The organism is Pseudomonas sp. C8002, assembly GCF_013385765.1.
Lineage (GTDB): Bacteria > Pseudomonadota > Gammaproteobacteria > Pseudomonadales > Pseudomonadaceae > Aquipseudomonas.
The window spans coordinates 13,767-35,045 of record NZ_JACAPJ010000003.1 but is presented as its reverse complement, the minus strand read 5'-3'; the positions used below and the strand labels follow the sequence as shown (position 1 = coordinate 35,045).

The 21,279-nt window shown below is 60.3% G+C and carries 20 protein-coding genes and 1 pseudogene; 6 read left to right on the top strand and 15 right to left on the bottom strand.

Features of this window, described 5'->3' with window-relative positions; all coding sequences use genetic code 11:
- Positions 1–288 precede the first annotated feature (288 nt).
- A complete protein-coding gene (gene fadD2, locus HX814_RS03450; protein WP_177008474.1) occupies positions 289–1,977 on the bottom strand; it encodes a long-chain-fatty-acid--CoA ligase FadD2 in 1,689 nt (562 codons plus the stop codon).
- Positions 1,978–2,186: 209 nt separating this feature from the next.
- On the opposite strand from fadD2, the gene HX814_RS03445 reads away from it, so the two are divergent.
- Together HX814_RS03445 and HX814_RS03440 are read left to right on the top strand one after the other, a co-directional pair.
- Positions 2,187–3,131, top strand: coding sequence for an alpha/beta hydrolase (locus tag HX814_RS03445; RefSeq protein ID WP_003213037.1), 945 nt, complete (start codon positions 2,187–2,189; stop codon positions 3,129–3,131).
- Positions 3,132–3,189: 58 nt separating this feature from the next.
- On the top strand, positions 3,190–3,660 hold the full coding sequence (locus tag HX814_RS03440; RefSeq protein WP_003213034.1) for a MaoC family dehydratase: 471 nt from the start codon (positions 3,190–3,192) through the stop codon (positions 3,658–3,660).
- Positions 3,661–3,715: 55 nt separating this feature from the next.
- Here the strand turns inward: HX814_RS03440 and HX814_RS03435 are convergent, their stop codons facing one another.
- Positions 3,716–4,183 (bottom strand): PA2169 family four-helix-bundle protein, encoded by a 468-nt coding sequence (locus HX814_RS03435; protein ID WP_003213033.1) that lies wholly within the window; start codon positions 4,181–4,183, stop codon positions 3,716–3,718.
- 206 nt (positions 4,184–4,389) lie between these two features.
- On the opposite strand from HX814_RS03435, the gene HX814_RS03430 reads away from it, so the two are divergent.
- The 3 genes and pseudogenes from HX814_RS03430 to HX814_RS31430 form a co-directional block, all read left to right on the top strand.
- A complete protein-coding gene (locus tag HX814_RS03430) occupies positions 4,390–4,626 on the top strand; it encodes a DUF3820 family protein (RefSeq protein ID WP_003213031.1) in 237 nt (78 codons plus the stop codon).
- 12 nt (positions 4,627–4,638) lie between these two features.
- The gene (locus HX814_RS03425) at positions 4,639–5,820 is read left to right on the top strand and encodes an aminotransferase class V-fold PLP-dependent enzyme (protein ID WP_102606214.1); all 1,182 of its coding nucleotides are present in this window, start codon (positions 4,639–4,641) and stop codon (positions 5,818–5,820) included.
- A pseudogene (locus HX814_RS31430) lies at positions 5,811–5,918 on the top strand (outer membrane lipoprotein carrier protein LolA); the annotation flags it as partial. The gene HX814_RS03425 and the pseudogene HX814_RS31430, both read left to right, overlap by 10 nt.
- 99 nt (positions 5,919–6,017) lie before the next feature.
- Here HX814_RS31430 and HX814_RS03420 read toward each other — a convergent pair.
- The 3 genes from HX814_RS03420 to zwf are packed head-to-tail and all read right to left on the bottom strand — an operon-like array spanning position 6,018 to position 8,867.
- A complete protein-coding gene (locus HX814_RS03420) occupies positions 6,018–6,683 on the bottom strand; it encodes a bifunctional 4-hydroxy-2-oxoglutarate aldolase/2-dehydro-3-deoxy-phosphogluconate aldolase (protein ID WP_003213027.1) in 666 nt (221 codons plus the stop codon).
- A 17-nt stretch (positions 6,684–6,700) separates the two neighbouring features.
- Positions 6,701–7,414, bottom strand: a complete 714-nt coding sequence (pgl, locus tag HX814_RS03415; RefSeq protein ID WP_087693179.1) for a 6-phosphogluconolactonase — start codon at positions 7,412–7,414, stop codon at positions 6,701–6,703.
- Positions 7,401–8,867 (bottom strand): glucose-6-phosphate dehydrogenase, encoded by a 1,467-nt coding sequence (zwf, locus tag HX814_RS03410; RefSeq protein WP_003213023.1) that lies wholly within the window; start codon positions 8,865–8,867, stop codon positions 7,401–7,403. The genes pgl and zwf overlap by 14 nt, the downstream gene beginning before the upstream one ends.
- Before the next feature lie 218 nt (positions 8,868–9,085).
- Between zwf and HX814_RS03405 the strand changes: the two genes are divergently transcribed.
- The gene (locus tag HX814_RS03405; RefSeq protein WP_173406104.1) at positions 9,086–9,946 is read left to right on the top strand and encodes a MurR/RpiR family transcriptional regulator; all 861 of its coding nucleotides are present in this window, start codon (positions 9,086–9,088) and stop codon (positions 9,944–9,946) included.
- Positions 9,947–10,088: 142 nt separating this feature from the next.
- Here HX814_RS03405 and HX814_RS03400 read toward each other — a convergent pair whose 3' ends face one another.
- The 10 genes from HX814_RS03400 to HX814_RS03355 form a co-directional block, all read right to left on the bottom strand.
- The gene (locus HX814_RS03400; protein WP_003213018.1) at positions 10,089–10,934 is read right to left on the bottom strand and encodes a D-hexose-6-phosphate mutarotase; all 846 of its coding nucleotides are present in this window, start codon (positions 10,932–10,934) and stop codon (positions 10,089–10,091) included.
- Between the two features lie 178 nt (positions 10,935–11,112).
- Positions 11,113–12,459: a carbohydrate porin gene (locus tag HX814_RS03395; RefSeq protein WP_003213016.1), complete on the bottom strand. Its 1,347-nt coding sequence runs from the start codon at positions 12,457–12,459 to the stop codon at positions 11,113–11,115.
- Positions 12,460–12,564: 105 nt separating this feature from the next.
- Entirely contained in the window at positions 12,565–13,725 is a 1,161-nt protein-coding gene (locus HX814_RS03390; RefSeq protein ID WP_003213014.1) for an ABC transporter ATP-binding protein, read from the bottom strand.
- A gap of 2 nt (positions 13,726–13,727) precedes the next feature.
- Entirely contained in the window at positions 13,728–14,573 is an 846-nt protein-coding gene (locus tag HX814_RS03385) for a carbohydrate ABC transporter permease (protein WP_003213012.1), read from the bottom strand.
- Positions 14,566–15,474 carry a carbohydrate ABC transporter permease gene (locus tag HX814_RS03380; protein ID WP_003213011.1) on the bottom strand — a complete coding sequence of 303 codons (909 nt, stop codon included), beginning with the start codon at positions 15,472–15,474 and terminating at the stop codon, positions 14,566–14,568. The genes HX814_RS03385 and HX814_RS03380 overlap by 8 nt, the downstream gene beginning before the upstream one ends.
- A gap of 88 nt (positions 15,475–15,562) precedes the next feature.
- A complete protein-coding gene (locus HX814_RS03375) occupies positions 15,563–16,849 on the bottom strand; it encodes an ABC transporter substrate-binding protein (protein WP_177008475.1) in 1,287 nt (428 codons plus the stop codon).
- 106 nt (positions 16,850–16,955) lie between these two features.
- Positions 16,956–18,215, bottom strand: coding sequence for an AGE family epimerase/isomerase (locus HX814_RS03370; RefSeq protein WP_177008476.1), 1,260 nt, complete (start codon positions 18,213–18,215; stop codon positions 16,956–16,958).
- 156 nt (positions 18,216–18,371) lie between these two features.
- Positions 18,372–19,199, bottom strand: a complete 828-nt coding sequence (locus HX814_RS03365) for a hypothetical protein (RefSeq protein WP_003213005.1) — start codon at positions 19,197–19,199, stop codon at positions 18,372–18,374.
- 118 nt (positions 19,200–19,317) lie between these two features.
- Positions 19,318–20,316, bottom strand: a complete 999-nt coding sequence (locus HX814_RS03360; protein ID WP_003213003.1) for an NAD(P)-dependent oxidoreductase — start codon at positions 20,314–20,316, stop codon at positions 19,318–19,320.
- A 52-nt stretch (positions 20,317–20,368) separates the two neighbouring features.
- The gene (locus HX814_RS03355; protein ID WP_177008477.1) at positions 20,369–21,262 is read right to left on the bottom strand and encodes a LysR family transcriptional regulator ArgP; all 894 of its coding nucleotides are present in this window, start codon (positions 21,260–21,262) and stop codon (positions 20,369–20,371) included.
- Between the last annotated feature and the right edge of the window lie 17 nt (positions 21,263–21,279).

Below are 21,279 nucleotides of genomic sequence, written 5' to 3'. Positions count from 1 at the left end.
CAGGCCAAGAGGTCACAAAGCGCGCCGAGAGTAGCAGCTTTGCCAAGGGCCGCCTAGAGCCAAAAGAGGCCCCTACGGTCATAAACATGACTCAAGAATATCTAATGGTCATTTTTAGAGCAAAGATTCTATAAGCCAAGAAAGGGCTCTGGAATGGGCTCTACAGTGCGAAAAAAAAATGTGGGAGCTGGCTTGCCTGCGATTGCGGTTCGTCAGCCAATACATCTGGTGACTGATACACCGCCATCGCAGGCAAGCCAGCTCCCACATTTTTGAGCCTATTCCAAATCAGGCGATGTCGCGAAGCTCACGCCGCAGGATCTTGCCCACCGGCGTCATCGGCAACGACTCACGCAACACAATATGCTTGGGCACCTTGTAGCCGGTGAAGTTGGCCTTGCAGTAGGTCTTCAGCTCTTCAAGGCTCACGCCCTGGGCACGGGCCACCACAAACAGCTTCACCGCCTCGCCGGTACGCTCGTCCGGCACGCCGATCACCGCGCAGCTGGCCACCGCCGGATGCGCCATCACCACGTCTTCGATCTCGTTGGGGTACACGTTGAACCCCGAGACGATGATCAGATCCTTCTTGCGATCAACGATGCGCACAAAGCCGTCCGGGTCGATCACCGCGATATCGCCAGTCTTGAGCCAGCCTTCGGCGTCCAGGGTCTCGGCAGTGGCCACCGGTTGCTGCCAGTAGCCCTTCATCACTTGCGGGCCCTTGATGCACAGCTCGCCCCGCTCGCCCAGCGGCAGCTCCGCGCCGTTGTCGTCGATGATCTTCATCGCCGTGCCCGGCACCGGAATGCCCACGGTGCCCAGCTTCGATTTGCCGCCATAGGGGTTGGTGCTGGCCACCGGTGAGGTTTCGGTCAAGCCGTAGCCTTCACCAATCGCGCAGCCGGTCAGTTGCTGCCAGCGCTCGGCCGTGGCCTTGACCAGTGCGGTGCCGCCGGAGTTGGTGAGCTTGAGGTGGGAGAAATCCAGGCTCTTGAAGTCCGGGTGGTCCATCAAGGCCACGAACAGGGTGTTGAGCCCCAGCAGCCCGGTGAAGCGCCACTTTTTCAGCTCCTTGATAAAGCCGCCAATGTCCCGGGGATTGGTGATCAGTACGTTGTGGTTGCCCGACACCATCATGCACATGCAATTCGCGGTGAAGGCATAGATGTGGTACAGCGGCAGCGGCGCCACCATCACCTCCTGGCCTTCCTTGATCAGCGGATGGCCGTCGTCCGCCAGTTGCGACATGCACGCCCGCACTTGCTGCATGTTGGCCACCAGGTTGCCGTGGGTAAGCATTGCGCCCTTGGCCAGGCCGGTGGTGCCGCCGGTGTATTGCAGCACCGCGATGTCGTCGAGGGTCACCGGGTGGCGGTTGAGTGCCTGGCCGGCGCCCATGCGCAGGGCGCGCTTGAAGGAGATGGCTTGCGGCAGGTTATAGGCCGGGACCATCTTCTTCACCTTGTCGACCACGGTGTTGATCAGCCAGCCCTTGGCGGCGGGCATGAAGTCGCCCATCTTCGCTTCGATCAGGTATTCGATCTCGGTGTCCTTGCTGACTTCTTCAACACGCGAGCCAAACAGGTTCAGGTACACCAGCGCACGAATGCCGGCATCCTTGAATTGGTGACGCATTTCCCGCGGGGTGTACAACGGGTTGGTGTTGACCACGATCAGCCCGGCGCGCAGGGCGCCGAACACGGCAATCGGATAATGCAGGACGTTGGGCATCTGCACGGCAATGCGGTCACCCGGCTTGAGGTCGGTGTGCCACTGCAGGTAACCGGCGAACGCGGCGCTGCGCCGATCCAGCTCGGCGTAGGTCAGGGTGATCCCCATGTTGCTGAACGCCGGACGATCGGCAAAGGTCTTGCAGGAACGCTCGAAGACTTCGATCACCGATTTATAGGCTGTGAGGTCGATCTCGTTGGGAACCCCGGCTGCGCGTTTGTCATTCCAGAAATCAGGTTGCATTATTCTTGTCCTCTTACCTGAGTGGTCCGGCCGCTTTTGATGTTGCGATGAAAGCGGAGCTTTGGGGACGTTAGCAGCTATGGTCAATCAGGCAAATACAACAAGATGCGTCATTGATTGTGTGAATCTCCCCGCCAAGGCCAGCGCTGATCCAGCGGCCTGCGGTGAATGAGCTATACACTGCAACGACCCTGAGCAAAGGAAGCGCCATGAACCACACCACTTTCTGGCTGACCGCGAATGACCGCAGTCGGGTGTACGTCAACCAGTGGCTGCCGGACGGGCCGCCCAAGGCGCTGATCATGCTGGCCCACGGCATGGCCGAGCACAGTGGCCGCTATGCCCGCCTGGCCCAGGCGTTGTGCGATGCCGGCTACGGCCTGTACGCCCCCGACCAGCGCGGCCACGGGCGTACCGCCGACGAGGGCACCCTGGGGCTGTTCGCCGAGAAAGACGGCTGGAACAAGGTGGTGGGCGACCTGGCGAGCCTCAACCAGCATATCGGCCAGCAAGCGCCGGGGGTGCCGATCATCCTGCTGGGCCACAGCATGGGCAGCTACATTGCCCAGGCGTACCTGCTGCACCACAGCGCGAGCCTTAACGGGGCGATTCTCAGCGGCTCGAATTTCCAGCCGGTGGCGCTGTACGGCGCGGCCAAGGTGATTGCCCATGTCGAACGCCTGCGCCAGGGGTTGCGCGGGCGCAGTGCGCTGATTGATTTCCTGTCATTTGGATCGTTCAACAAGGCGTTCAAACCCAATCGCACCGCTTTCGACTGGCTCAGCCGTGACCCGGCCGAGGTCGACAAGTACGTCAGCGACCCGCTTTGCGGCTTCCGTTGCACCAACCAGCTGTGGATCGACCTGCTGGGCGGCTTGCAGCAAATCAGCAAAGCGTCCAATCTCGCTCAGATAGACCCGGGGCTGCCGATCCTGATAATGGGCGGTGAATGTGATCCGGTCAGTGAAGGCAAGCGTCTCAAAAGTCTGGCCAACGCGTTGCGTGAAGCCGGCTGCCAGCACCTGGAGCTGAGCATTTACCCACAGGCGCGCCACGAATTATTCAACGAAACCAACCGTGATGCGGTCACAGCCGACGTGCTGACGTGGCTGGCACAGGCAGCAGTGCTGCGCCGCCCTACTCGCTGCGAATGATTTTTCGTTTAAAATCAATATATTAAGATTTCTGATTAGCCACAGGATGCACCAACTGATGACCCAGGTTACCAACACGCCTTACGAAGCCCTTGAAGTCGGCCAGACCGCCAGCTACAGCAAGACCGTCGAAGAGCGCGATATCCAGTTGTTCGCGGCAATGTCCGGCGACCACAACCCGGTGCATCTGGACGCCGAATTCGCCAAGGCGACCATGTTCAAGGAGCGCATTGCCCACGGCATGTTCAGCGGCGCCCTGATCAGCGCGGCGGTTGCGTGCGAGTTGCCTGGGCCCGGCACGATATACATCGGCCAGCAAATGACCTTCCAGAAGCCGGTCAAAATCGGCGACACCCTGACCGTGCGTCTGGAAATCCTCGAGAAGCTGCCGAAATTCCGCGTGCGCATCGCCACCCGCGTATTCAACCAGCGCGATGAACTGGTGGTAGACGGCGAAGCCGAGATCCTCGCGCCACGCAAGCAGCAGACCGTGACCCTGACCGAACTGCCGGCCATCAGCATCGGTTGAACGAACGCCCATGAAAAAGCCCCGCATCTGCGGGGCTTTTTTATTCAGGCGGGGCTCAAGACTGAGCGCGAGCCTGGTTACGCAGGGCTTTCACCTGGTCGTGGTTGCGTTGCGCGCCGTGGAACTGACGCTCTACCAGGTCACGAATGCCCAGCAGGTTGTGCTTGTTGATCTTCTCGATCGCTTCTTTGTAAGCCTTCAGTGCGTGGTCTTCACCGCGCTCGGCTTCGTTCAGCACGGCTTCTTCGTCTTTACCGGTCACCATCGACTTCACGTCGACCCAACCACGGTGCAAGGCACCGGCGACGCTGCCGGAATCTTCCGGATCGCCACCCAGTGCTCTTACTGCGGTCTGCAGTTCGGCAGCGGCGGTACCGCAATCAACGGAACGTTTGGCAAACAGGGCTTTGAGTTCTGGGTGCTTGATGTCTTCTGCGCAGGTCTTGAAGCCTTCCTGGCCGTCTTTGCTGGTCTCGATCAGGTCGTTGAGTACGGAGATCGATTCTTTGTTGATATCAGTCATTTTTCAATTCCTTCGCGGGTTAAGAAACGTGTATTAGTAATTGCAGCGCCCGTGCCAGCTTTTGAAAAACAATTTATTACTTAAATTTCAATAAGTTAGCCAATACACAAAAATCTGTATCCGCTTTATTTGCATGATCTGTCATTTGGCCTCCATGCAGAATGCCTGTATTTTCCAAACCACCGACTCAAACACCTGAAGCCGCAATGAACCCTGAAAAACTTGAACTGCTGATCACCCGCGAAATGCCCTTCGGCAAGTACAAGGGCCGGATCATTGCCGACCTGCCGGGCCCCTACCTGAACTGGTTCGCCCGTGAAGGTTTCCCCCACGGCGAACTGGGCGGGTTGCTGGCCCTGATGCAGGAAATCGACCACAACGGTTTATCCGAACTGCTGGAACCCCTACGCGCCAAACACGGCAAGCCTGCCCCTCGTCATTAATAGAGCACGCACATGGACAGTACCCGCGACGAACAACACTGGCACGCCATCGCCCAGCGCTACGACCTGGAGCCCGGCCCGATCAACCTCGAAAACGGTTACTTCGGGCGCATGAGCCGCGCGGTACTTGAGCAGTATCAGGACAACGTCGCCTTCATCAACCGCAGCAACTCGATCCATGTGCGCCAGCGTTTCGAGCAGGGCGAAAACGTCGAGATCCGTAACCAGTTGGCGCAGTTGATGGACGCCGATCCTGAAGCCATCGCCCTCACCCGCTGCGCCTCGGATGCGTTGCAGTCGCTGATCCGCAACTACAACCGCTTGCAGCCCGGCGACCAGGTGCTGATCAGCGACCTGGAGTACGACACCGTCAAGGGCGCCATGCGCTGGCTGGCGCAGAATCGCGGCGTAGAAGTGATCGAGATTGCCCACGAACACCCGGCCAGTTTCGACAGCCTGGTGCAGACGTATCGCGATGCGTTCCTGCGCTATCCCCGCCTGAAACTGCTGGCACTGACCTACGTCACTCACCGCACCGGGCTGGTGATGCCGGTGGAGGCGATTGCCGGCGCTGCCAGGGAACATGGAATTGATGTGATCCTCGATGGCGCCCATGCGCTGGGGCAGATCGAGTTCAACCTGGCACAGTTGGGTATCGCGTTTGCCGGTTTCAACCTGCACAAGTGGATCGGTGCGCCGTTGACCCTGGGCTTTATTTATATCGACCCGCAACGGTTGGCGGACATTGATCCGGACATGGGTGAGTTTCATTACCCGGCCACCGATGTACGTGCCCGCACGCCATACAGCACGCCGAATTTCCCGGCGTTGATGACCTTGCCGCTGGTGTTCGAAGAGCATCGTTTGCTGGGTGGATCCAGAGCCAAGGGCGCCCGCCTTAATTACCTGCGGGATTTGTGGGTGAGTGAGGTGCGGCAGTTGCCGGGAATTGAAGTGCTGACGCCGGACGACCCACGGCTGTATTGCGCGATCACGTCGTTCAAGTTCACTGACAAGCCGGATCAGCAGGTGATGGCGGACCGACTGCTCAAGGAATACAACCTCTTCACCACAACCCGCAGCGGCGCGTCGTTCGGCAGTTGTATTCGGGTGACACCAGGCTTTTTGACGTCAGCGGCGGACATTCATGCGCTGATCAAAGCCATCACCGAACTGAGCGCGATATCACTGTAGGAGCGAGCTTGCTCGCGAAGGTCGTTAACGATGACACGGGAAACCTGACACCCAGCGGTGCTCTCGGTTTTTTCGCGAGCAAGCTCGCTCCTACAGTGGGAGTGGGCCATTTTCCGCAGGCAAAAAAAAGCGGCACACCGACCAAGTGCACCGCAAAAATGCCGTAGAACACAGCAACAACGATTCGGTAAATCCAATCAGTCCAGCAGGGCCAGCGCCTCGGCGGTGGTTTCCTGGATGCGTGCCCAGTCGCCGTTCTTGACCCATTCCGGATCAAGCATCCAGCTACCGCCCACGCACATCACATTTTTCAACGCCATGTAGCTCTTGATGTTGGCCGGGCCAACCCCGCCAGTCGGGCAGAATTTCACTTCGCCAAACGGACCGCCCAGGGCCTTGATCGCCGCCACGCCACCGCTGACTTCAGCCGGGAACAGCTTGAAACGGCGATAACCCAGGCCATAACCTTCCATGATCCCGGAGGCATTGCTGATGCCCGGCAACAGCGGAATCGAGCTGTGTACCGAGGCTTCCAGCAGGTCACGGGTAATCCCGGGGGTGACGATAAATTGCGAACCGGCCACTTCGGCCGCTTCCAGCATATGACGATCCAGCACGGTACCGGCACCGGTGCACAGCTCCGGACGCTGCTCACGCAGTACCTGGATGGCCTTGAGGCCGAACTGCGAACGCAGGGTCACTTCCAGTGCGGTCAAACCACCGGCTGCCAGGGCATCGGCCAGCGGCAGGATGTCCTGTTCGCGGGCAATGGTGATCACCGGCAGGATCCGCGCCTTGGCGCAGAGGCTGTCGATCAAGGCAACTTTGTCCGCCATGGAAACGGTAGGTTGAGGGCTGTTCATCGCGGCTGATCCTTGGCTCATGGGCACCAGTAAATCTCTAGAGTAGGTTGCAAAAACGCGCGTATCGGCATGGCAGCAACGTCGTCACTGGCCAGCGCGGCGCTCAAGGTGGTCAATTTCGAGCTGCCGGAAATCGACAGCACGGTGTAGTGGGCGGTGGCCAGCAGCGCGCGACTCATGGTCAGGCGCTGGTGCGGCACGGTCGGCGCCAGCATCGGCCAGCAACGACGGCTGCCGTCCGGCTTCAACGCTTCAGCCAGGTTCGGGCTGTTGGGGAACAGCGACGCGGTGTGGCCGTCGTCGCCCATGCCCAGTACCAGCACATCAATCGTCGGCAACTCGGCCAGCAGGCGATCGGCCTGCTCGGCAGCGTCGTCAAGGGTGGCGGCGACGCTGTACAGGCTCAGGAACTTGGCCTTGGCCGCCGGGCCCTGCAGCAAATACTTCTTCAACAGGCCGGCATTGCTGTCGGCATGTTCCACCGGCACCCAGCGCTCGTCGGCCAGGGTGATGGTCACCTTGGACCAGTCCAGGCCTTGCTTGGCGAGGTTCTGGAAGAACGCCACCGGGCTGCGGCCGCCGGACACCACCAGGGTCGCCTCGCCACGGGCACTGATGGCCGCGCGCAGTTGTTCGGCCACGTCATTGGCCAAGCCATCCGCCAGCAGCACCGGATTGCGGTACTCATGGGCAGTCACGCCCTGAGGCAGTTTCAAATCAGATATCGCCATACCAAGACCTCCCGTCCCGCGTGATCAGTGCAATCGAGCTCATTGGCCCCCAGGACCCCGCCGCGTACGGCTTGGGCGCATCACCGGATTTTTTCCACCCGGCGATCAACTGGTCACACCACTTCCACGCGGCTTCGATTTCATCTTTGCGCACAAACAGGTTCTGGTTGCCACGCATTACTTCCAGCAACAGCCGCTCGTAGGCATCGGGAATCCGTGCGCTGCGATAGGTGTCGGAAAAATTCAGTTGCAGCGGGCCGCTGCGCAGTTGCATGCCCTTGTCCAGGCCCTGCTCCTTGGTCATCACGCGCAAGGAAATCCCTTCGTCCGGTTGCAGGCGGATGATCAGTTTGTTGCTGATCTGCAAGCGCTGCTCGGGGGCGAAGATGTAGTGGGACGGTTCCTTGAAGTGGATGACGATCTGCGACAGTTTTTGCGGCATGCGCTTGCCGGTACGCAGGTAGAACGGCACCCCGGCCCAACGCCAGTTACGGATATCGGCACGCAGGGCGACGAAGGTCTCGGTGTCGCTCTGGGTGTTGGAGTTCTCTTCTTCCAGGTAACCCGGTACCGGCTTGCCGGCGCTGTAGCCGGCGATGTATTGGCCACGCACCACCTGGGTGGTCAGGCCGTCCGGGCTGATGGGCGCCAGGGCCTTGAGCACCTTGACCTTCTCGTCCCGAATACTGTCGGCAGACAGGTCGGCCGGCGGGTCCATGGCGATCAGGCACAGCAGCTGCAGCAGGTGATTCTGGATCATGTCCCGCAGCTGCCCGGCCTTGTCGAAATAGCCCCAGCGACCTTCGATGCCTACTTGCTCGGCCACGGTGATTTCCACGTGGGAGATGTAGTTCTGGTTCCACTGGGTTTCAAACAGGCTGTTGGCAAAACGCAGGGCGATCAGGTTCTGGACGGTCTCTTTGCCCAGGTAGTGGTCGATGCGGTAGGTGCGGTTTTCCGGGAAGAACTGCGCCACGGCGTCGTTGACCTTGCGCGAGGAATCCAGGTCCGAACCGATGGGTTTTTCCAGGACCACGCGGGTGTTTTCCGCCAGGCCGACCTTGGACAGGTTCTCGCAGATCGCGCCATACACCGCCGCCGGGGTGGCGAAGTAGGCGATCAGGCGTTGTTCAGTGCCGGCGTTCTCTGCCAGGGCGACGTAGTCATCGGCCTTCAGGAAGTCGACATGCAGGTACGTCAGGCGGGCCAGGAAACGTTGGGCGACGGTTTCGTCCAGTTCCTTGCCAACGTAACCACGCAATTCTTTTTCGATGTGGGCCAGGTGCTGTTGCTCGGAACCGGCCTCACGGGCCAGGGCCAGGATGCGCGTGTCTTCGTGCAGCAGGCCCGCACCATCGAGTTGATAGAGGGCAGGAAATAACTTGCGCAGCGCCAGATCACCCAAGGCGCCAAACAGGGCAAAGGTGCAGGGTTCTACGGTTATCGAAGGCATGATGTTTGTTCTTTTATCAAGTTAAGCTACAAATACCTTTTTTTAAGGCATCACTCAAGGAAAAATGTAGTAATAACCACAACATTTTCCCGAAAAACGTATTCCGAGTGGTGGTGTTCAACTACCCTCAGTAGGATAGGCCACCGCAAAGGGCCGCTCGTCGATTGGTTGACGACCCTTATTTGCATCGTCGCCCTAAGGAAACATGAATGGACCGCGTGCGAAATCTACTGGAACAGATCCAGAAACGCCTCGAAGAACTGAACAAGGCTGAACGTAAAGTCGCCGAGGTCATCCTGCTCAACCCGCAGCAGGCGACCCGCTTCTCTATCGCCGCCCTCGCCCAGGCCGCTTCGGTCAGCGAACCTACAGTGAACCGCTTCTGCCGCTCGTTCGGCGTGAGTGGTTACCCTGAACTTAAATTGCAGCTGGCGCAAAGCCTGGCCAGCGGCGCGGCGTATGTCAGCCGCGCGGTGGAGGCCGATGATAACCCGGAGGCCTACACCCAGAAGATCTTCGGCAGTGCCATCGCGTCCCTCGACAGCGCCTGCCAGGCCCTGGACCCGAACCTGATCAGCAAGGCCGTCGACCTGCTGATCCAGGCTCGGCAGATCCACTTCTTCGGCCTGGGCGCTTCGGCGCCGGTGGCCATGGACGCGCTGCACAAGTTTTTCCGTTTCAACCTGTCGGTCACGGCCCACGCCGATGTGCTGATGCAGCGGATGATCGCCTCGGTGGCCCACACCGGGGAGTTGTTCGTGATCATTTCCTACACCGGGCGTACCCGTGAACTGGTGGAAGTAGCACGTATTGCGCGGGAAAACGGCGCCTCGGTGCTGGGCGTGACCGCCGAAAATTCGCCGCTGGCCAAGGCCAGTACGGTGAGCCTGAACATTCCGTTGCCGGAAGACACCGACATCTACATGCCGATGACCTCGCGGATCATTCAGTTGACGGTGCTGGATGTACTGGCGACGGGCATGACCTTGCGTCGCGGGGTGGATTTCCAGCCGCACTTGCGCAAGATCAAAGAGAGCTTGAACGACAGCCGGTATCCGGTTGGGGATGAATTCAACTAGGCCCGAATCTACTGTGAATGTGCCGGCCTCTTCGCGAGCAAGCCCGCTCCCACATTCGACTGCATTCCAAAAGTGGAACTCGGTCTAATGTGGGAGCGGGCTTGCTCGCGAAAGCGGCATCAGCAACACCGGAACATCCGGATCAAGCCCCCGCCCTGGCCTGCAAACTCAAATGCGCCCTCTCCCCCGGCGCCAGGCTCGCAGCAGCCATCGCCGACTCCACACACACAAACCCCGCAGCCTCGTTGAAGCTCACCCCCAGCAACGGTCGACTCCCCGGGTGCCACACCACCGTGTCGGCACTCTCGCCGGTGTCGATGCACAATTCGCGCTGCCAGGCATGGTCCTTGAGGTGCAGTTCGCCGTCGTGCTGGAACACCCGCTGACACCCACCATCGACACGCAACTCACCTTCCTGCTGGCACGCCTGACGATTCAGCTGGTCGTAGCCCTGCGCGCCATCGAGCCCAGACAGCGCTATCTCACCAACGTTGCCAATCCGCCAATAGGCGTGCAAAGCATGGCTCAATTGGCACGGCAGCTCGTCCTGGTGCTCGGTGGCCAGGCGCAGCTCCAGGGTTTCCCCCAGGTGTGCATGCAGGTCCACCTGCCAGTCGCATAGCTGCAATTGCCAGTGCAAACGCACACCGTCGTCGTCGGTGCTGCTGTCCAGCAACTTCCAGTCGATCAGCCGTGCCCAGCCATGGGACGGCCAGGCGTTTTCGCTGGGATGGCGGCCATACCACGGCCAACACACCGGCACGCCGCCACGGATGGCGCCGACCTGCGGCCACTTGGCCGCGCACCACAGCCAGGGCTTCTGGCCCGTGGGCTGAAAGTGCAGCAATTGCGCGCCCTGACGACTGAACACCGCCTGGCAGAGCGGGTGATCGATCACCAGCACATCGCGCATCTGGAAGCGTTCCCAGGCGAATACCGGCCGCTCGCGCAGGGATTTGAAAAAGCGTTGCAGCGGATGCTCATGCATGTGCCACGGTCCTGAATATCTTTGCAGGCGCTGGCTTGCCTGCGATGGCATCGCCTCGGTGTGGCAGATACACCGCGGGGCTCGCATCGCAGGCAAGCCAGCTCCCACACAAAAAAAAGCGGATAGCCATGGCTACCCGCAAAATGCGCACAGAGAGAAGGAGCTTATCGCAACAACGTTAGAACGTAGACTGAATTTTCAGGCCCGCTACCACCGCGTTGTCGACTTGCTTAACACCACCTGGGTTGGCGATGTATTGCAGGTTGGGACGCACGGTCAGCCAGTTGGTGACGTGGATGCCGTAGTTGAGTTCGACGTTGTACTCCGTGTTACGCAGCGGTGCGTAACCCGATTGGTCGTAATCCGTGAACCCGCCGGCCGCGTTGAGCAACTCAGCATTTTTCTTCACGTCACTGTTGGCATGGATACGGGATACACCGATACCCACGTCATCTTTTGTACGTGCGTCGAATGGACCTTTATACACAAGCATCAGCGACTGGTAGTTGTCGACCAGGTTGGTGTCTTTGTCGTGGAAGGTGACGTTGGCCGCAATGTTCAAGCCGCGGGAAGCATCGCCATTGTGGGTGGTGAGTTGCTGTTGCAGAACGCCCCAGTAACCGCTTTTGCTGCTGCGAACGCGGAAGGCTGCGCCCGTGGTTCCAGCATCGTTACCGTTGACGTCTTCACGTACGTCGGTAGCGTCGGCGGTGCTCTTGTAGTAACCCACACGGTATTCGCCCGGCAGGCCATTGACCTTCGGCGACCAGACCAATTCAACCGGCAATACGGTGCCTTTGGTGCCGCTGCCGCTGAGCTTGAAGCCGTTGCCGTGCTCCAGTTGCGACGGGTTCTGGTTGTACGCACCGATTTGCGCATACAGCTCAGGCGTGATGTTGTACTTCACGCGGATAGCCGCCTGGCTGACGGGCCAGTTGTACCAGGTGTTTACATAGTTACCGACCTGCGAGCCACAGAACGACAGGTTCTGGAAGTCGCACGGGAAGGTGTTGAAGTCTTCGCCTTCACCGAAGTAACCGAGTTTCACGTCCAGCTTGTTGTCGAACATCTGGTGCTGAATCCAGAACTGGGTCAGACGCACCATGTGGCCTCGGCCGTCGACTTCTTGAGACGAACTCAAGGTGCCGGCACGCGGGTCGCCAATACGGTCGTTGGAAATGTTTGCGCCATTACGATTGGTCAACTGGATCTTGGCCTGGGTGTTGTCCCAGCCCCACAGCTTTTGCAGGTCCAGTGCCACGCCCAGACCGAACTGGTCAGCGTAACGGGCAGTCTTGTCGTTGTTGTAGCCACCGCTGAGGTTGCCACCGACTTCACCGACGTAATCCGCCTTGATGTCGATACCTTGCTCGATCAGCTTGGTACGCTCGCCGCCCCAATCGCCGGTCATCCACTTGGAATCGGCGCTGAACGCGTCGTCCGCCATCGCATTGGCGGACAGTACCAGGGCGGCTGCTGCTGACAGTTGGCAGATCAGCCGGGTGTTGTTGTGGTGCTTTTTCATCCCTACATCCTCGTCTTTATTGTTATTAACTGTTTTTATCTAACGCGGTTTACTTCTTTGTGAGAGCAGGACTCTCACAAAAGCCCCTACACATCATTTGAAACTTCAGCGTCCCTTGAATTGAGCAACGTTGTCCGCACGATCCTGTGCCGGCAACGAGGTGGCAGTGCCCAGGCGCTCGCCGGTCTTGGCGTCGAACAGCAACACCTTGGCCGGGTCGAACTGCAAGGTCAGGGTCTCGCCCACTTGCGGCGCCACATCGGGCGCCAGGCGGCAGCAGACCTTGGTGTCATTGATTTGCACGAACACCAGGGTGTCCGGACCGGTCGGCTCGGTGACTTGCACCTCGGCCCGAATGGTCGGCGCACCGGTGGCTTCGGCAGCGGCCAGCACGATCTGCTCCGGGCGCAGGCCCAGGATCACTTCGCGGTCTTCAAGACCGGCATCGTTCATGTTCAATGGCAATTCACAGCGGGCCTGGCCGCTGTCCAGCAGCGCCACCAGGCGGCCGTCCTTGCGTTGCAGGCGCAGTGGAATGAAGTTCATCGGCGGCGAACCGATGAAGCTCGCCACGAACAGGTTGGCCGGGTCGTTGTAGATCTCTTTCGGCGTGCCGAACTGCTGGATGATGCCGTCCTTCATGACCGCCACTTTGTCGCCCAGGGTCATCGCTTCGATCTGATCGTGGGTGACGTAGACGGTGGTGGTTTTCAGACGCTGGTGCATCAGTTTCATTTCGGTACGCATCTCGACCCGCAGCTTGGCGTCGAGGTTGGACAGCGGTTCGTCGAACAGGTAGATCTTCGGGCGACGCGCCAGTGCCCGGCCCATGGCCACACGTTGTTGCTGGCCACCGGAGAGCTGGCCCGGCTTGCGATTGAGCAGGTGCTCGATCTGCAGCAGCTTGGCCACTCGCGCCACTTCTTCATCGATCGCTGCCTGGGGCATCTTGCGAATCTTCAGGCCGAATTCGATGTTCTCGCGCACGCTCATGGTCGGGTACAGCGCGTAGGACTGGAACACCATGGCGATGTCACGATCCTTGGGGCTCATGCCGCTGACGTCCTGGTCGCCGATCATGATCGCGCCACCGGTGATGTTTTCCAGGCCGGCAATGCAATTCATCAAGGTCGATTTGCCGCAACCCGAAGGACCGACCAGGATCAGGAACTCACCTTCCTTGATCGACAGTTCGATGTTCTTCAGGGTGTCCGGCAGGCCGGTACCGTAGGTCTTGTTTACGTTACGAAGTTCAAGCGTTGCCATGATTACCCCTTGACCGCGCCGGCCGTCAGGCCGCGCACGAAATACTTGCCTGCGACCACATAGACCAGCAGGGTCGGCAGCCCGGCGATCATCGCCGCCGCCATATCAACGTTATATTCCTTGACCCCGGTACTGGTGTTGACCAGGTTGTTCAGCGCCACCGTGATGGGCTGCGAATCACCGCTGGAGAACACCACGCCGAACAGGAAGTCGTTCCAGATCTGCGTGAACTGCCAGATCAGGCACACCATGATGATGGGTGTTGACATCGGCAGGATGATCAGGCGGAAGATCGTGAAGAACCCCGCGCCATCCAGGCGAGCCGCCTTCACCAGTGCATCGGGAATGCTGACGTAGTAGTTACGGAAGAACAGTGTAGTAAACGCCAGTCCGTAGACGATGTGCACGAACACCAGGCCCGTGGTGGTACTGGCCAGGCCCATCTTGCCGAGGGTGAACGAGGCTGGCAGCAGCACGGTCTGGAACGGCAGGAAGCAGCCGAACAGCAACAGGCCGAAGAACAACTGCGAACCACGGAAGCGCCACATCGACAGCACGTAGCCGTTCAACGCACCGATGGCGGTGGAGATCAGTACCGCCGGAACTGTGATCTTGATCGAGTTCCAGAAGTAGCCGTCAACCGTGGCCCAGGCTTTCACCCAGCCGATGCCGGTGATCACGGTGGGCCAGCTCAGCAGGTTGCCGGTGCTGATGTCTTCCGGGGTCTTGAAGCTGGTGAGCAACATGACCACCAACGGCACCAGGTACAGCAGGACAGCGAGGATCAGCACCGCGTAGATCGCGACGCGGCTCAGGCTGATGGCAGGTTTGCCAGCAAGACTAGTCATTACGCTTGGTCCTCAGCTCGGAGTACAGGTAAGGCACGATGATTGCGAGAATCGCACCGAGCATCAGAATCGCACTGGCCGAACCCATGCCCATCTGGCCGCGGCTGAAGGTGAAGGAGTACATGAACATCGCCGGCAGGTCGGAGGAGTAACCCGGACCACCCGCCGTCATGGCCGCCACCAGGTCGAAGCTCTTGATCGCGATGTGCGCCAGGATCATTACCGCACTGAAGAACACCGGGCGCAGGCTTGGCAGCACCACTTTCCAGTAGATGCGCGGCATGCTCGCGCCGTCGATCTGCGCCGCACGGATGATCGATTGATCAACACCGCGCAGGCCGGCGAGGAACATCGCCATGATGAAGCCCGAGGCTTGCCACACAGCAGCGATCACCAGGCAATACACCACACGGTCCGGGTCGATCAGCCAGTCCAGGCGAAAGCCTTCCCAGCCCCAGTCACGCAGCAGTTTGTCCAGGCCCATGCCTGGGTTGAGCAGCCATTTCCAGGCGGTACCGGTGACGATCATCGAGAGCGCCATCGGGTACAGGTAAATGGTGCGGATAAAACCTTCGCGACGGATTTTCTGGTCGAGGAAAATCGCCAGGGTCACGCCGATCACCAGGGTGATGCCGATGAACATGCCACCGAACACCGCGAGGTTCTTGCTCGCGACCCACCAGCGGTCGTTGTCGAACAAGCGCACGTATTGCGCCAGGCCTACGAATTTGTAGGTCGGCAGGAAAGTCGAGTTAGTGAACGACAGCACGAACGTCCACAGGATGTAGCCATAGAAGCCCACCAGAACGATGAACATGCTCGGCGCCAGCACCAGTTTGGGTAGCCAGCGCTGCAGTGCATCGAACGGCGAGGCTTTGCTGAACACAGCAACAGAACTCATGGGAAAATCCAGTACAGGGAAAAAGGACTACAGGAACATGCCTTGTGGGGGTTAGGGGTCCCCCCACAAGGCCATTCGGTACTAACCGTTACTTGGCCGACTTGATCGCTGCCGCGAGTTTCTTCGCGGTATCGGCAGGGTCAGCTTTCGGGTCATTGATGTAGTTGGTCACGACATCAAAGAACGCGCCTTGTACCGCCAGCGTGGTTGCCATGTTGTGGGCCATGCTTGGTTGCAGGCCGCCAGTCTTGGCATCCGCCAGGAAGTCCTTGGCAGCAGTCTGGGCGCAGGAGTCGAAGCCGTATTTGCCCATGTCTTGCAACATGTCGATACGAACCGGGATCGAGCCCTTGTTGATGCTGAAGACTTTCTGGAAGTTTTCGCTCAGCACGACCTTGGCGATGTCCTGCTGACCGGCAGCAGTGCCTTTGTCTTTCTGCTTGAAGGCTGCGAGGGAGTCGATGTTGTAGGTGAAGGCCTTGTCGGTGCCCGGGAAGGCTACGCACTCGTAGTCTTTGCCGGCGACTTTCTTGGCGGCGGTCCATTCACTCTTGGCCCAGTCACCCATGATCTGCATGCCGGCCTTGCCGTTGATGACCTTGGCGGCTTCCAGGTTCCAGTCCTGGCCTTTGCCGTCGGCGTCCATGTAGGTCGCGACTTTCTTCAGCTCGGTCAGGGACTTGATCATTTCAGGGCCGGTCAGGGCTTTTTCGTCGAGGTCCACCAGGGCTTTCTTGTAACCGTCAGCCCCCATGACCGAGAGCACGACCGCTTCGAAGACGGTGCTGTCCTGCCAAGGCTGGCCACCGTGGGCGAGCGGAATGAAGCCCGCGGCCTTGAGCTTGTCGCCCGCTGCGTAGAATTCTTCGAGGGTGGTCGGGTTCTTGGTGATACCGGCTTTCTTGAACACTTCCGGGTTGATCCACAGCCAGTTCACGCGGTGAATGTTCACCGGCACGGCCACGTAATCACCTTCGTACTTCACGGTATCGGAGACTTTCTTGTCCAGCAGGCTGTCCCACTTCTCTTCTTTGGCGGGTTCCTTCAGGACGTCGGTGTCGAGCAGCCCGGTGGACGCCCATTCCTGGATGTCGGGGCCTTTGATCTGGGCCATGCCTGGCGGGTTGCCAGCAACGGCGCGGCTTTTCAGTACGGTCATGGCAGTGGAACCGCCACCGCCGGCGACGGCACCGTCTTTCCAGGTGAAACCGTCTTTTTCAACTTGGGCCTTCAGGACATCTACTGCCGCTTTCTCGCCACCCGAGGTCCACCAATGCACAACTTCAACCGTCCCTTTCGAGTCGGCGGCAAAAGCACTGAGGGGAAACAACGAGGCAACGGAAATAGCTACGGCGAGGCGACTGATCGCTTTCATCTGAGTACCTTTTTTCTTGTTGTTATGCATGCAAGTCGGTGCTTGCGCTGCAAACGAGTTTAAACAGGGATTTTTCAGGTGCAGGTAACAAAGGGACGCCAAAATGTCACCACTTGGTGACATAGCGCCCGGTGGCCACGGCACTGGCCATGCTCGGTGACAAGGGTAGCCCCGGCAGCAAGACAGACTGCCAGGCGTGGTAGAGGTCCGGTTTGCCACCCCAGATTTTCGCGCTGGGCTGGTTTTTCGGGCTCAGTTCGTGGTGCCAGCTGCCGTGGGTGCGGTCAATGAAACGGGTTTCACAGAACTCCCAGAAGCGCCGGTACCAGGTTTCGTAATGCAGCTCCCCCGTGCGTTTGAGCAGCGCCTGGGCAGCGGCACTGGCTTCGCAATGGGTCCAGTGCAGGCGCTCGCGTACCACGGGGCGCTGGCTCCAGTCGAGGGTGTAGACAATGCCGGGGGCGCCGTCGACGGCCCAGGCGTATTCACAGGCGCTGGCGAACAGGCCCTTGGCGTCGGTCACTAGCCACTCAGGGGTGACGAGCCCGGCATCCAGGCGCGCAGCCTCAAGGTGCAACACCAGTCGCGCCCATTCGAAGCCGTGGCCGGGGGTGATGCCGTAGGGACGAAAACCATCGGCCGGGTTGTCTTCGTTGTAACCACGCAGGGGTTGCCAATGGCTGTCGAAATGCTCGATCACCATGTCCCGGTTTTGCGCCGCATGGGTATGAATAATCCGCTCGACGATGCGCAGTGCCCGGTCCAGCCAGCGGGTTTCACCGGTGACATCGGCCAGGGCCAGGAAGGCTTCAGTGGCGTGCATGTTGCTGTTGGCGCCGCGATAGGCTTCTACCCCGCTCCAGTCCTGGGCGAAGGACTCGAGCATCGCGCCCTCCTCTTCGTTCCAGAAGTACTGGTCGATGATGTGGATCGCGTCGTTGAGCAAGGTTTGCGCGCCGGGCGCGCCGGCCACTACTGCGGAGCTGGCGGCCAGGGCGACAAAGGCGTGCAGGTAGGCGGCCTTGCCGGTGTTGCCGTCGCGGGCGTCGGGCGTGGCGAACCAACCGCCGTGCCGGGCATCACGCAGCGGGCCGCTGAGGGCCACGACGCCGTGTTCCACCAGGTCGGCATAACCTGGCAGGCCCAGGCCATGGGCCATGGCAAAGCTATGGGTCATGCGGGCGGTGTTCATGGTTTCGGCGACGGCATCGGGCGGCAGGACGCCTTGATCGTCGAGGTTGCCGAAGCCGTCAGGCAGCCTGGAAGCCTTGGCGAATGACAGCAGGCGCTGGCCTTCAGTGGCAAGCCAGGCGTGATGGGCAGGTGCGTTCAGCCAACTACTGGTAGGCAGTGGTTGCGTGGTCATGATTAGCCCTTTTTATTATGTGCGGGATGACGGGAGTCTAAACAAGGGCGGCGCGAGGGCAAGTAACGAAGGAGACGGGAAATGTCACCGATTGGTGACATTGATTGTGCCAGGGCCTGCAGGCGTCATGTGTAGTGACGCCTGCAGCACCTCACATCACTGCTGCCCGAGAGGGGTGATCCGGGCCGGCTGGTTGATCTGCTGCTGCAGGTTCTGCACCTGGCTTTGCAAGGCAGTGACGTTACGCGTGGTCTGGATGCGGAACACGTCGAACTCCTTGGTGGACGGACCGTCGGAAGCCGCGGCGCGGTTGTCCAGTTCGCTCTTGAGGACCACAAGGTCCTGCTCCAGGCGGGCGATGGCGGCCGTGGGGTTGCCCTGTTTTTTCAGGGCTGCGACGTCGGCGGAGAGGTCCTTGAACTCGGCGTCCCGGGACTTGAGGGTAGCCACCGCCTCCGTCAGCGCCTGGACCTGGCCCTGCAATTGCGCGTTGGCACTGGACAGTTGGGTCGTGCTGGCGGTCATCTGCTCCAGGCGCTTGTCCAGGTCCGTTGCCTGGCCGGCCACGCCCATCTGCTGCTTGCCCTGCTCCAGCAACTGGGTCTCCAGCTGCTTGATCTGCAGTTTCAGGGCCTCGCTGCCATTATTCACATTGGCTTCGCTGGCCACCACCTTGCCGGAAATATCCTGCAGGCGCCCCGCCGCTTCCTCGCTGATGCGCGCGAAGCTTTCCTGGGTCGCCACCAGTTGCTGGCCCATCAGGGAAATCTGCTGGAAGCTCCACCAGGCAAGGCCGGCGAAGGCGAACAGCAGCGCACCGACCAATGCCCACAGCGGCCCGGTACTGGCGCTCTTGACCTTGACAACCGGCGCAGGCCGGGAGCGCACGGAGGTAGCCGGCGTGGGCTCGAAATCATCGTCGTCCGAGGTGTCGGCCCGCAGGCTGGGAACGTTGTCGAAGTCGTCGTTAGCATCGTTACGCATGAATCAACCTTAAATCCTTTGAGGTGGCATATGGATAGCCAGGCGTCGGAGTATAAACCCCCGACCTGCCGCACTGATCGACCCGGGTTCGCAAATTCGGTTCCCGGTGTGTTGCCGGTTATTTAAGTCCCACGTCCTGGGCCTTCCACCAACTGCAGAACTCGTCGAGGGCCGCCCACAGGCTGACCTTGGGCTGGTAGTCGAGATAATGCCGTGCGCGGGTGATGTCGAGGGTGAAATCTTTGTTCATCACCTGCATGCCCAGCCGTGACAAAGACGGTTCCGGGCGCCCTGGCCACATGGCACAGAAAGCTTCATTGAGCGCCGCAACGCTGTAAGACAAGCCGTAGGACCGATAACGGGTGACCTGAGGCATGTCCATCTGTCGCATCACGTAGTTCACCACATCCCACACCGGCACCGGGGCGCCGTTGCTGATGTTGTAGACCTTGCCCAACGCCGAGCCTGTCGCCAGCAAACTGCTGAGCAGGGCTTCATTGAGGTTGTGCACGCTGGTGAAATCGACCTTGTTCAGGCCATCGCCGACAATCGCCAGGCGGTTCTTGCGCTGCATCTTCAACAGGCGCGGGAAGATGCTCATGTCGCCGGCCCCCGTGACAAAGCGCGGGCGCAGGGCCAGCACTTCGAGGCCAAACTCCTGGGCGCCAAACACCTTTTGCTCCGCCAGGTATTTGGTGGCTGCATACGGATGCTTGAAACGCTTGGGCACTTGTTCTTCGGTCAAGCCCAGGTGGTCACGGCCGTCGAAGTAGATCGACGGCGAAGACAGGTGCACCAGGCGCCCGACCCGCTGCTTGAGGCAGGCCTCCACCACGTTTTCGGTAACCAGCACATTGCCCTGGTGGAAGTCCTGATAACGCCCCCACAGCCCCACGGCCCCGGCGCAATGCACCACGGCCTCGACGTCGCGGCACAGCTCGCGCACCAGGTCCGGATCATTCAAATCACCCTGGATAAACTCGGCGCCGCGCCGTACCAGGTGTTCCACACCTTCGGCCCGCCGCCCGTTGACCCGCACGTCCAGGCCCTGCTCCAGGGCGAAACGCGCAAAGCGCCCGCCAATGAAGCCGCTTGCGCCGGTGACCAGAATTTTCATGACTTACTCCGCATTCTTTCGTTTTTCATCGCTGTTGCCTTGACGCTGGCCATCACGCCAACGGCACCAACCATTGCCCCGTTGTGTGTGCCAGATGATCCGTCAGCAGGCCCAGCAATTGTCCACCACTGCGCCAATGATGCCAGTACAGCGGCACATCGATCGGCTTATCTGGCAATAACTCCACCAACACGCCCTTTTCCAGTTGGTCGCGCACCTGCAGTTCGGGCACCAGGCCCCAGCCCAATCCGGCTTCCGTCAGGCGAATAAAACCTTCAGACGAGGGGCATAGATGGTGTTCGAAACCACCGTCGACGCCCAGGGACGCCAGGTAGCGATGCTGAAGGAAATCATCCGGGCCGAACACCAGCGCCGGCGTGCGGGCCAGTTGATCGGCCCGCACGCCCTCGGGAAAGTGCCGGGCGACAAACGCCGGGCTGGCCAGCGCCCGATACCGCATCGCGCCGAGCAACAGGCTGCGGGCACCGGCCACCGGGCGTTCGCTGGCGCAAATACAGGCTGCCACTTCGCCGGCGCGCATGCGCTTGAGGCCGACGGTCTGGTCTTCTACCACCAGGTCCAACAGCAAATGCTGCTCGGCGCAGAAGTCGCTCACCGCCTCGGCCCACCACGTGGCCAGGCTGTCGGCATTCAAGGCGATGCGCAGGCGCTCGGGCATGCCCTCTTCATCCAGCGCGGGCACCTGGCTTTGCAGGTCGCGCTCCAGCAATCGTACCTGTTGCATGTGGTTGAGCAGGCGGCGGCCGATCTCGGTGGGCGTCGGCGGCGTGGCACGTACCAGCACCGGCTGGCCGATCCGCGCCTCCAACAGCTTGATGCGCTGGGAGATCGCCGACTGGGAAATTCCCAATACCTGCGCGCCCCGCTCGAAGCCGGCCTGTTCCACCACCGCCGCCAGGGCGGAAAGCAATTTATAGTCGAACATCAGTTTTCCTAATGAGC